This is a genomic window from Neptuniibacter marinus (assembly GCF_001597725.1).
Taxonomy (GTDB): domain Bacteria; phylum Pseudomonadota; class Gammaproteobacteria; order Pseudomonadales; family Balneatricaceae; genus Neptuniibacter; species Neptuniibacter marinus.
Map to the genome: position 1 here is coordinate 1 of NZ_LUTR01000011.1, position 12,621 is coordinate 12,621.

The 12,621-nt window shown below is 44.1% G+C and carries 12 protein-coding genes; all 12 read right to left on the minus strand.

The window, feature by feature from the left end:
• Positions 1-315: hypothetical protein (locus tag A3774_RS16785; RefSeq protein WP_197468045.1), on the minus strand; the 315-nt coding region annotated here is incomplete at its 3' end.
• Positions 312-1,103 carry a ParA family protein gene (locus A3774_RS09150; RefSeq protein WP_067866450.1) on the minus strand — a complete coding sequence of 264 codons (792 nt, stop codon included), beginning with the start codon at positions 1,101-1,103 and terminating at the stop codon, positions 312-314. The genes A3774_RS16785 and A3774_RS09150, both read right to left, overlap by 4 nt.
• Positions 1,104-2,039 carry a flagellar motor protein MotD gene (gene motD, locus A3774_RS09155; RefSeq protein ID WP_067866452.1) on the minus strand — a complete coding sequence of 312 codons (936 nt, stop codon included), beginning with the start codon at positions 2,037-2,039 and terminating at the stop codon, positions 1,104-1,106.
• Entirely contained in the window at positions 2,040-2,780 is a 741-nt protein-coding gene (locus A3774_RS09160; RefSeq protein ID WP_067866454.1) for a flagellar motor protein, read from the minus strand.
• A gap of 3 nt (positions 2,781-2,783) precedes the next feature.
• The gene (locus A3774_RS09165; protein ID WP_067866457.1) at positions 2,784-3,959 is read right to left on the minus strand and encodes a protein-glutamate methylesterase/protein-glutamine glutaminase; all 1,176 of its coding nucleotides are present in this window, start codon (positions 3,957-3,959) and stop codon (positions 2,784-2,786) included.
• A 23-nt stretch (positions 3,960-3,982) separates the two neighbouring features.
• On the minus strand, positions 3,983-6,076 hold the full coding sequence (locus A3774_RS09170) for a chemotaxis protein CheA (protein ID WP_067866459.1): 2,094 nt from the start codon (positions 6,074-6,076) through the stop codon (positions 3,983-3,985).
• A gap of 12 nt (positions 6,077-6,088) precedes the next feature.
• Positions 6,089-6,880, minus strand: a complete 792-nt coding sequence (locus A3774_RS09175; protein WP_067866461.1) for a protein phosphatase CheZ — start codon at positions 6,878-6,880, stop codon at positions 6,089-6,091.
• A gap of 21 nt (positions 6,881-6,901) precedes the next feature.
• Entirely contained in the window at positions 6,902-7,273 is a 372-nt protein-coding gene (locus A3774_RS09180; RefSeq protein WP_067866463.1) for a chemotaxis response regulator CheY, read from the minus strand.
• Positions 7,274-7,364: 91 nt separating this feature from the next.
• Complete coding sequence (locus A3774_RS09185) at positions 7,365-8,075, minus strand: RNA polymerase sigma factor FliA (protein WP_067866466.1); 711 nt, start codon at positions 8,073-8,075, stop codon at positions 7,365-7,367.
• 12 nt (positions 8,076-8,087) lie between these two features.
• A complete protein-coding gene (locus tag A3774_RS09190; protein WP_067866468.1) occupies positions 8,088-8,918 on the minus strand; it encodes a MinD/ParA family protein in 831 nt (276 codons plus the stop codon).
• 10 nt (positions 8,919-8,928) lie between these two features.
• Positions 8,929-10,353 (minus strand): flagellar biosynthesis protein FlhF, encoded by a 1,425-nt coding sequence (flhF, locus tag A3774_RS09195; RefSeq protein WP_067866470.1) that lies wholly within the window; start codon positions 10,351-10,353, stop codon positions 8,929-8,931.
• 42 nt (positions 10,354-10,395) lie between these two features.
• A complete protein-coding gene (gene flhA, locus A3774_RS09200) occupies positions 10,396-12,504 on the minus strand; it encodes a flagellar biosynthesis protein FlhA (protein ID WP_067866472.1) in 2,109 nt (702 codons plus the stop codon).
• Positions 12,505-12,621 lie beyond the last annotated feature (117 nt).

Here is a 12,621-nt window from a genome sequence, read left to right on the forward strand (position 1 = left end):
TGGCTCTGGCTCTGGCTCTGGCTCTGGCTCTGGCTCTGGCTCTGGCTCTGGCTCTGGCTCTGGCTCTGGCTCTGGCTCTACAGTATTGTCCTTAGCTGCCATTTCGATCACAACATCTGTTTCTTCGATACTCTCAGAAACTTGATTCTTTTCTTTTTCTTCGGCCGCCATCTGTCTATTTATGGCCGCAATCTCTGCTTCAGTATCTATACCTGCATCGGGATCCGACAGAAGAGATTCTAAATAATCAAAAACTAATTTCTGAACACCTTGAACTTCATCCAACGTTTCTAGGTTCTTTTTGGACTTACTCATAGAACCTCCTGCTTTTGACGCTCAAGCAACGAACGCAATAATCGTGCATATGAATGAACCCCTCGGCTGCTTGAATCCATAACAGAGGGAACAAGTCCTCGGATACTGGCATTACGGAACTTGGTATCTACTGGTATGACTGCGTTGGATATTTCATTCGGGTATTTATTATGTAATTCACGCAAACTACTAACAGAGGCTTGGGTACGGCGATCATAAAAAGTTGGAATAATCGTAAATGATAGTTTCTTATTTTTACTGCGGGCCCTATTAATCATACTAATAGTACGCACCATACGTTCTAAGCCTTTTAACGCTAAAAATTCTGTCTGCACGGGAACTAATAAATGCTGACAGGCAGCCAAAGCATTAACCATCAATACACCTAAAACAGGTGGGCTATCAATCAGTACATAATCATAACTATCACGAACTTGAGCCAACGCTTTTGCCACCTGCAGCCCCATACCTTGCTCGCCTATTGCTTTCCTTTCTAAAGTCGCCATAGCAGTGGACGCAGGAATCAGATCAATACGCTCATGGCTACTTTTCAACAATAAACGCTTAACCCCTTCACGATTAATTTTATTCTTGGTCGCAAACAGATCATAAACACTATGCTCCAACTCATCTGGGTCATAGCCGAAATAACTTGTTAAAGAACCATGGGGGTCTAGATCAACTAATAAAACGCGATAACCGACCTCGGCCAGTAGCCCAGCTACTGTCACAACCGTCGTCGTTTTACCGACCCCACCTTTTTGATTGGCTACAGACCATACATGCATTTATCTTTCTTCCTGCTGTGAAGAATCAGGCTCTGCTCGTCGGAACAAGACCTCGCCATCACCGGTTTCAATTTGCTCGATAACTGGGAGCTCTTTTTTATCTGGATTAGCGAAAACAGTTGATACAGCATCAGCACTTACTTGCTGACTACCAAATGAAGAGACTGTTCTCCGCACTTTTTCATCTCGAGATACAACAATCAGCACTCGGCGATTTAATCTTTGCCCTTCCGCTGTTCTGTTGCTGTAAGCCGGCTGAAATTCACCATAACCTACAGCGGCCATACGTTCAGGTTCTACACCAAAATACGCAAGCAACCGGACGACAGCGGCTGCACGTGCAGCAGAGAGTTCCCAATTTGACGGAAATGCGTCTGTAGATATTTTTTGGTTATCCGTAAATCCTTCCACATGGATAGGATTTTCCCTGCCCTTTAGTATTTTCGCTATCTTATCTAGTAATTCATCTGCTGCAGCATTAGGTAATGCGCCACCAGAGGGAAATAAGTAATTTGACCTCAATTCAATTGAAAGCCAAAGATCATTACCTGTAATTTTAATCTGTCCATCGTCGACCAATGAGGAGAAATCGACTTCCATCTCCTCTTGTAAAGCCTTTAAAGCATTCGTTTCTTTTTGATCCGGTACTGAAATCGTTACCTCAGGCGCATCCACATCTGTTTTTCCACCCGTAAAAACACCAAATCCACTATTACTACTCCCTTCGGGCGTGGTTTTATTGGCCTCTTCACCCTGATTCAGACCAACAAACACACCAGAAAGCGCTTCTGTTAAGTGTTTATACTTTTCTTCATTGACTGAAGAGATAGCGTACATAACAACAAAAAAAGCAAACAGCAGGGTAATAAAGTCCGCATAAGAAATAACCCATCGGTCATTTCTTGGGCCGCTGTCTATTTTTTGTCGACGAGGCATCTAACCTAAATACCCTTGTAAACGCTGTTGAATTGCCTTTGGGTTCTGCCCTTCTGCTATAGACATCAACCCATCCAAAATCATCTCTTGATGCTGGTAACGCATTAACACCAAACTTTTAATTTTATTGGCAACAGGGATCAAAAATAAGTTCGCAATACCAATACCGTATATTGTAGCAACAAACGCAGTAGCTATACCGGCGCCTAACGCAGCTGGATCTGAGAGGTTACTCATCACATGAATCAACCCCAACACAGCGCCAATAATACCTAATGTCGGTGCATACCCGCCCATGCTTTCAATCACTTTTACCCCCTGAAGATCTCGTTGTTCTAAAGTGACAAGTTCAACCTCTAAGGTACTACGGAGAATGTCGGGGCCTTTACCATCAGCAAGCAAAAGCAAACCTACTTTTATAAAAGAATCTTTTTCTTTATCGGCTTCAGTCTCTAAAGCTAACAAACCTTTTCGTCTAGCAATAACACACCAGTTAACAATTTTATCAACATTCTGACTTAGATCTTGTTTGTTACGCCCAAACGCCCAACCGACAAGCCTGAATGCTCTGGCAACATCTTGACTAGGTGACTGGATAATGGCTGCAGCTAACGTACCCCCGACAACAATCACTGCCGCTGGCACGTTCAATAATTCCTGTAACTGCCCTCCCTCAAGAAGATTACCCCCAAGTACCGCAGCTAGAGCGATTAAAACACCAAGTATTGCAGTTAAGTCCATAGATTAAGACCTTTTACTACTGAGAATAGAAACTAGTTCGGTTAGATCAAGAACAGCATCTGCCAGTCCCGCATTAACAACCGCCTGAGGCATTCCATAGATAGTGCAACTCTCTTTGTTTTGAGCCCAAATTGTTGCCCCCTGTTGCTTTAACATTCTTGCGCCATCACAACCATCTGCCCCCATGCCTGTTAATATGATTGCTAACACTTTTTTACCAAAGCTCTTTGCTACAGACGCATAAGTAACATCCACACTTGGCTTATAGGTCAGTCTATCATCACCAAGCATGATCTTAATTTTATCAGTACCGCGCGGATCAATAATCATTTGACACCCGCCTGGTGCAAGCAGCGCTCTACCCGGCTTCAGCAAATCACCATCTTCCGCTTCTTTTACTGCAATAGCACACTGTTGATCTAAGCGCGTAGCAAACACTGATGTAAACGCTTTCGGCATATGCTGAACCAGTAAAATAGGATGGGGAAAGTTAGCCGGAATCTGTGTCAAAATTTGCTGTAGCGCAGCGGGTCCTCCAGTAGATGAGCCTATAACAACGACTCTACAATCAGGCACGACCTTTTTACCATGAGAGCTTTGAGATAGACGAGAGGCTGTCTTCGCGGGCTCTTTTGTCAGTCCAGATTGAGCACTATTAGATGAAAAGCGATTACTGGAGGTTGGTGATCTAGGTGACTTGGATGCTAATAGCGGCTCGGACTTAAACACTCTAGATGAGCTAGCACTTGGATCAGAAAAACGGCTCCGCAAGCCTGCATGCCGAGAGCGCCCTAGCTCTACAACCTTGTCTCGTAGTTGCTTTTCTAAAGAATCGGAATGCGCCATCCATGCACGCATATCCTTAGAAAGGTAATCAAGTGCTCCAGCTTCAAGCGCTTGTATAGTTACTCGAGCCCCCTCAGATGTTAATGATGATAGCATCAATATATTTGTAGGGCATTCACGCATTATGATTCGAACGGCTTCAATACCATTCATTTGCGGCATTTCAACATCCATAGTAATAAGGTTAGGGCGCAAGCTCTTAGCTTGCTCTATAGCCTCTTTACCATTTTTTGCGGTGCCTACAACCTCTATCCGGCTATCCCCAGAAAGCAGATCGCTGATACGATGTCTAAAAAAGCCCGAATCATCAACAATCAGCACCTTAACTGGCATAAATCACGCTCCTATCGAAATTATTAAGAAGCGTAATGTTTAAGCAAGTTGGGAATATCAATAATCAGTGCAATCCGCCCATCGCCAGTAATTGTCGCACCAGAAAGTCCAGGAGTGCCATGTAGAATAGTACCTAATGGTTTTATCACTACCTCTTCTTGACCAACCAGCTGATCGACAATAAAACCCACTCGTTGCGTACCTACAGTTACAATAACCACATGTCCTTGCTCAGGAAGCTCTGCACTGTGCAGACCATCGATCAACCAACGTTTTAGATGGAAAAGCGGTAACGCTTGATCACGCACGATAATTACTTGCTGTCCATCAACTACGTTTGTTTTTGTTAAATCTAGATTGAATATTTCATTTACATTTACAAGAGGCAGAGCAAAGGCTTGCTCCTCCAAAATAACCATTAAGGTTGGCATAATAGCTAATGTTAAAGGAACCTGAATCGCTATACGTGAACCTTGACCGATCACTGAATCAATACTCAATGTACCATTCAGCTGGGTAATCTTAGTTTTAACTACATCCATGCCGACACCACGGCCAGACACATCAGAAATCTCTTTCTTAGTTGAGAAGCCTGCCGCAAAAATCAAGTTAAAACATTCTTGCTCAGTCAGTCTGCGAGCAGCTTCAGCATCCATCATACCGCGCTCAATAGCGAGCTCTCGTAGCTTTTCTGCATCCATTCCGGCACCATCATCCTGTATTGTTAGCAGAATGTGATCGCCTTCCTGCTCTGCAGACAAAAGTACATGACCTTCACGCTCTTTACCCGCAGCCTCCCTAATATCAGGCGTTTCGATACCATGGTCAACCGCATTACGTACTAAGTGAATAAGCGGATCTGCCAAAGCTTCAACCAAATTTTTATCTAAATCTGTCTCTTCACCCCGTAGTTCAAGGCGAATCTCTTTCTTTAAATTTCGAGATAAATCTCGAATTAAACGCGGAAAACGGCCAAATACTTTTTTCACCGGCTGCATTCGCGTTTTCATCACCGACATTTGTAGATCAGCGGTTACCATATCTAAAGTGCCGAGAGCTTTTGCCATCTCTTCATCTTCGCGGGTAACACCTAAACGGACCAACCGATTCCTAACTAGTACTAGCTCACCCACCATATTCATAATTTTATCAAGTAAGCGCGTATCTACACGTACATTACTTTCTGGCTGTGGCTTGGCTTGTGGATGATCCGCTTTAACAACGGCGGAAACGGCGTTATCTTTCTTCTCAGCCACTGGCGTTGGAGTAGGCGCTACAGCAGCAACAGGGGCGGGTGTTACAACAGCGGCTGGCGCTGGAGCAGGGACGGGTTCATGTACTGTTTCAACAATAGGCGCTTCCACAAAAGCGCCTTTACCTTGTGCTTGTAGCTCATCTAATAAAGCTTCAAATTCATCGTCTGTAATTAGCTCTGGATCGGCAGAATCATCAACAGCTGGCGGCTCTTTAGTAGCTACCGCTGCATCAGGTCCTTTACCTGGACCATGCAATTCATCCAACAAGGCATCAAATTCATCATCGGTAATAAGGCTATCATCTACAGGCGCTTCATTAACTTCCGCAGCGACCTCGGGCAAGTCACCAAGATCATCCAGCAGCATATCAAATTCATCAATTGTAGGATCCTGTGTATTAGGCGCACTAGATGTCTGTGCAGGAACAGGGTCTGGAGTTGGGACAGTTTTAGCGGCAGCAGGTTTAGGAGCTTCACCCTTAGTAAAGGCGACCAACGCTTGGATCAGTTGTGGATTGGCTGGTTCGAGCTCCTCTCCATTGCGCACAGCTTCAAACATAACATTGACACTATCTAAAGCTTGGAGCACTACATCCATGAGTTCCGAGGTAACTTTAATATCGCCATTACGCAGCATATCAAACAGATTTTCAGCATTGTGGCAGCAATCAACCATAGGCTCTAATTGCAAAAAACCAGCACCGCCTTTAACTGTATGAAAACCTCGGAAAATAGCATTGAGCAGATCACTATCGTCAGGACGTTGTTCCAGATCGACTAACTGTTCGGATAATTGCTCAAGGATCTCTCCTGCCTCAACAAGAAAATCTTCAAGAATTTCCTGATCCACTTCCAAACTCATATGGCGCTCCTCTTAAAAACCCAGACTGGATAACAAATCATCAACTTCATCTTGATCACTGACTACATCAGCGCTATCTTTCTTGATTTGTGGTCCTTCAGCCTGAATAGGATTCTTATTATTAGTCTGTTCATTTTCAGACTCTGTGGACATGTCGACGCCCGATATTTTTTCCACCTGTGCCGCCATTCCCATCAATGCAACAAGATGGCTTTCAACATTAGTGACGAGATTGATCACACGTCTAATCAACTGGCCAGTAATATCTTGGTAACTCTGAGAGACAACAATATCCGTTAATTCTTCACGTAATGTGCTGATTGTTTGTTCTGATTCTTCTTTGACTGCACAGGTTCTATCGTAAACGCCATTAAGCGATTTATGCTCTTTTTCCAACTGCCCAACTAATAACAATAAGTCTTTAAACCGCTCGCTTTGCTTATCTAATTTATCAACCAGAACAAGCGCTTTATCAACTCGGTCCATGGTCTCGTGGGCATTTTTTTCAGTCACTTCGATAACATAGTTCAAGTGATCAGCTGCATCAGTATCAGGCTGAGCAGTGCCATCAATTTCTAGGCTACGCCCAAGTTCACTTGAAAACGATTTAATTGCTTCATGAAGTCCACGTGTCAAATGCCCTACTTCACTAAAAAACGTTTGGTGACGAAACTCATGAAGTTCGCGAATAATCTCCATCGCATCAGGTAATTTACCTTCGTTGAGAACAGAAACAAGTTCCTGCGCCTTCAACTGCAATTCCATTTCAAAGTGACTTAAGCCATTGCCTGTTTCTGAAATCATTTAAAACTGACCTTTTATTATTTAACTCAGGCGCTCAAAGATTTTATCAATCTTTGCTTTAAGTACCGCAGCAGTAAACGGTTTAACAACATAACCATTCACCCCAGCCTGAGCGGCAGCAATGATTTGCTCTTTTTTAGCTTCAGCAGTAACCATTAATACTGGCATTGCGGCCAAGTTAGGATCAGAACGAACCTCTTTCAAGAGATCGATCCCTGTCATTCCTGGCATATTCCAGTCAGTCACTAAGAAATCAATACCGCCTTGTTTCAGAATTGGCAAAGCAGTCTGCCCATCATCCGCTTCAAGAACATTTGTCATGCCCAAGTCACGTAGTAAATTTTTTATAATTCGTCTCATTGTGGAGAAATCATCCACTACAAGAATCTTCATGTCTTTATTCAAGACCAGCCTCCAATTAACTCTGCACAACCCAGTGAGTCTACACTAAATTACCGCAATTACGTTGAGCCTTAGCAACTTATTATTGCCATTCACTTAATCGCGATCGCAATCTTAATGCTGCCTGACTATGAATCTGGCTTACCCTAGATTCACTAACCCCTAAAACCTGACCAATCTCTTTTAAATTAAGCTCTTCATCATAATAGAGCGCTAATACTAATTTTTCCCGTTCCGGCAAATTACTTATAGCGCCACTTAGTGCTTTTAAAAACGATTCTCGCTCAAAATGCTGATTTGGCCCGGGATCATCATTAGCAAATGTCTCTCCTGGCCCTTCGTGCTGAGGATTAATCATCTCTTCAAAGCTAAACAAACGACTATCAAGAGTATCTTTTAACAAATTGTGGTATTCATCCACAGAGATCCCCAACTCTTTTGCTACTGAAGCATCACTAGCATCTCGGCCTGTCCGCGATTCTATCTGCTGAATTGCCTCAGTCACTCGCCGACTATTTCGGTGTACTGACCGCGGAGTCCAATCTCCTCGGCGCACCTCATCAATAATAGAGCCACGAATGCGGATCCCTGCATAAGTTTCAAAGCTAGCACCTTTTGCAGCATCGTATCGCTTAGCCGCTTCAAGCAGGCCAATCATACCCGCTTGAATTAAGTCATCGAGCAACACTGTGGCTGGCAATCGAGCCAGTAAGTGATGGGCGATACGTTTAACTAGCGGCGCATACTGCTGAATTAACTCATCACTCGATTGTAATTGCAGCTGGTTGTACATACTGCCTCTTTATCAATCCGATGGGCGAGCTCCTTGTACAAGCCGCTCAACAAAAAACTCTAAATGACCTCGGGGCACAGCTTGAACTGGCCACCCATTTACTTTATTCGCTAATTGACGATATGCCAAGGATACTTTGCTCTTTGGAAAAGCTTTTAAAACAGCGACTTGGCGTTGCACCGCTTTACGAACATTTTCATCATAAGGGATTGAACCCACATATTGAAGCGTGACGTCAAGAAACCGATCAGTAACCGTTAATAACTTACCAAACATATTTCTACCTTCATTGTCCGTTCTTACCATATTGGCAAGGACACGAAAGCGCGTCATTTTATAATCCCGATTTAACAGTTTAATTAAAGCGTAAGCATCTGTAATCGACGTAGGCTCATCACATACAACAACTAGCACTTCCTGAGCAGCTTTCACAAAACTAACCACAGAATCCGAAATACCTGCCGCGGTGTCAATGATTAACGCATCAATATCATCAGAAACCTCATTAAAAGCATGGATTAGCTCCGCATGCTCATGAGGGGAAAGCGCTGTCATCTCCTGCGTACCGGAGCAAGCGGGTACAATTTTTAAATTTTCACAGACATCCAGCATGACCTCTTTTAGCCCACACTCACCACTTAAAACATCTGCAATATTTTTTTTCGGGCGCAAACCAAGCAACACATCAACATTAGCCAAGCCCAAGTCGGCATCCATTAGCACTGTACGATGTCCCATGTCGCTTAACGCCATAGCTAAGTTCACAGAGACATTTGTTTTACCAACCCCGCCTTTCCCACCTGTCACAGCAATTACTTTAACGGGCTTATGTTGATCAATCATTATTTCACCACTAACCCATTTTATACGCTGAGTCTAACGCGACCGCATTTTTTTCAGCTTCAATTGCTCTTTGCGCCGTAATCACAGCCCTACTTACAAGCTCATGTTTTTGAGCAATATCGATATCATCAGGTATTCGCTGCCCATCAGTGACATAAGTCACGGGTAAGCGTTTTTCCACAATTAGCGAGATCGCCTCGCCCAAACTACCTGACTCATCCATTTTGCTTAAGACACAACCATTCAACCCAAGGTTTTTATAAACATTAAAAGCTTGTTCAACGACTCGGCGCTGACTACTACAAGAAACGACTAATAGTTTTTTTAATCGCAAAGTGACACTTTCAAGCATTTCCAGCTGCGCCTCGCTATGCGGCTCTTGCGCATTCAATCCCGCCGTATCAATCAGCACGAGGCGTTTATTCTTAAGAGAGTGTAGAACATCATCTAAGCTATTTGCTGCATCAACGACCCTGACGGGGACATCCAAGATACGCCCAAATGTACGCAACTGTTCATGGGCTGCTATACGGAAGGTATCAGTTGTCACTAAGGCTAAGCTAGAACTGCCATATTTCAATACATAGCGCGCCGCTAGCTTACCTATAGTGGTTGTTTTACCTACACCTGTAGGCCCTACAAATGCAACCATACCACCACGTTCAATAAAATCCTCGCCTAGTACAGGAATAGAATCCGATAAGCGAGACAACGCATTTTTCCATGCTTTATTAGGCGGCAGCCCCACCTCCATTGAACCTAAAAGATGGGCTGATAATTTTTCACTAACACCTAACATTTCCAACTTTCGCTGTAATGGGGGTTTTGAAAAACCAGAATTAACATTTGATCCTGATAAAGCCTGCTGACTTAATAGATTTTTGAGCTGCTCAATTTCATTCTGCATTGATCTAATTAAGCTACCTCCCCTCTCCTCTTCAGGCTGAGGGATTGATAGTTCTTCACGCAGATCAAGACCAAGATCAGCATCATCAAGCACCGAACCTGTCATGAAGTTTCGGTGAGCGGCATCCGCTTTCTTCTTCTGCCTCTCTTTAAGTGAGGCTAAGATTGCGCGCAGCTCATCATCATCATTATCAAGCTGCCGGTTAACTTTGCCAGATGTGTCATAATTTTGACCACTCCCCATCTCAGCTTCAGCGATCTGCATTCGGGCCTTTTGCAATTCACTTGCCAGATCCCCTTTTTGACCATGAGTTAAGACGTCAATTTGGCTTTGCCGTTTTTGCTCTACTTTCTTCTTACGAGAAAACTCGTGTTGTGCCGCCTCATAATCATTTTCATGGGCAGCAACAACCTCAACACCACCCGCAACGCGATGGTTCGATACAATGACGGCATCAGGACCTATTTCATCCCGGACCCTACGCATGGCCTGGCGCATATCTGGTGCGAAGTAACGTTTTACTTTCATATCAATTCCTTATCGGCCAAATAAGGCTCAGCTAAAATATACTTAACCATTAACTTCACCTCCCACCGTTGCAACGATAGTGACCTTTTTATTTTCAGGAATTTCCTGATAGGAGAGCACATGGATCTGATGCTCGCCATAACGAACAAACTTGGACATTAACGGTCGAACAGGCGCTGCGACCAATAGCACTGAAGGACGCCCCATCATCTCTTGCTGTGTAGCTGTTTCAGACAAAGACGTTTGTAATCGCTCCGCCATACCCGGCTCCAAAACTAAACCGTTATCTTGCCCCTGCTGCACAGAATTCAACAATAGTTGCTCCAGCTGTGGAGCCAAAGTAATAACAGGCAGCTCAGGTTCTGAACCATTAATATTCTGAACAATTAAACGAGCTAAGGAGATTCGGACTGCCGCTGTTAATCCGAGGGGATCTTGAGTACGGCTCACGGCATCAGCAAGAGATTCCGCAATCGTTCGAAAATCTTTTAAAGGGACCTGTTCCATTAGCAAGTTCTGCAATACCTTCAGCAACACACTGAAAGAGAGCTTTCCTGGGACCAATTCTTCCACTAACTTAGGTGAGGTTTTGGTCAACATATCCAGCAGCTGTTGCACCTCTTCATGCCCCAACAACTCATGCGCATGCACTTGAAGCAATTGATTTAAATGTGTAGCTACGACCGTGGATGCATCAACTACCGTGTAACCTAGAGATTGCGCCTGCTCTTTTTGTGACTGTTCAATCCAGATCGCGTCGAGACCAAAAGCAGGATCTTTTACTTCAACCCCCTGCAACTTACCAAAGACCTGACCGGGGTTTATCGCAAGTTCTCTATCTGGATAAACTTCAGATTCCCCCACTACAACACCCATTAAGGTAATGCGATACGCACCGGGCAAAAGATCAAGATTATCTCGAATATGGACCGACGGGACTAAAAAACCAAGATCTTGCGATAGCTTTTTACGAACACCCTTGATTCGGCTTAATAACTGACCTCCCTGCATCTTATCGACCATAGGAATTAAACGGTATCCCACCTCAAGGCCGATCATATCCACAGGCATCACATCATCCCAATCAAGGTCTTTCTTCTCTGCCTCATCCTCTTGCGGTAACTCTGCTTGTTCTTTTACCTGCTGCGCTTCCGCTAAAGCTTTCTTTTTCTCTTGCTGTATAACCCACCATGCTCCCCCGCCTGAAGCTGCAGCCAGTGACAAAAACGCCACATGGGGCATACCGGGGATTATCCCCATAATGGTCATAATCCCCGCAGAAACTGCAAGTGCCTTAGGCGAAGCAAACATCTGCGAGATAACCTGTTTACCCATATCATGGGAAACATTTTGTCGAGTTACCATGATCGCTGCCGCAGTAGACAATAACAGTGACGGGATCTGTGCAACCAAGCCATCACCAATGGTCAGCAGTGAATAGAAACGCATAGCCGTTTCAAAATCAAGGTCATGCTGAAGCATCCCTATACCCAAACCGCCCAGCAAGTTGATCACTAGAATCAAAATACCCGCAACAGCATCGCCTCGAACAAACTTTGAGGCACCATCCATTGATCCGTAAAAATCTGCTTCTTGGGTCACATCTTGACGACGTGCGCGCGCTTCCTCTTGACCTATAAGACCTGCATTCAAATCAGCATCGATCGCCATCTGCTTGCCGGGCATCGCATCCAATGTAAATCTCGCACTTACTTCTGATATACGCCCCGCACCTTTAGTCACTACAACAAAGTTAATAATAATCAGAATAAGGAAGACAACAAAACCAACCACATAGTTACCGCCAACAACTACCTCACCAAAGGCTTCGATGACCTTACCGGCAGCATCACCACCCTCATGGCCAGCCAAGAGAACCACACGGGTTGACGCGACATTCAAAGAGAGGCGCATCAATGTTGCAATCAGAATAATGGTCGGAAAAATAGCAAAATCGAGGGGGCGATCGGAGTAGACACAAACCAGCAGAACAACAATAGAAAGAGCAATATTAAACGTAAACAATACATCTAACAAAAAAGGCGGAACGGGCAGTGTCACCATCGCCAAGATAACAAGCAGCAGCAAAGGCACACCTATATTGCCTTTACTTAATCCGCGAACATTATCGAGAATTACCGCTTTATCCACCCAAACCCCAAACCGTCAAAAAAACATCATTTAAAAGTATCATTCGACCAACACAGCACATACTTACACAGACAAACAAAAAATACGCTGTTTTTTTGACGAACAATCACACAATGG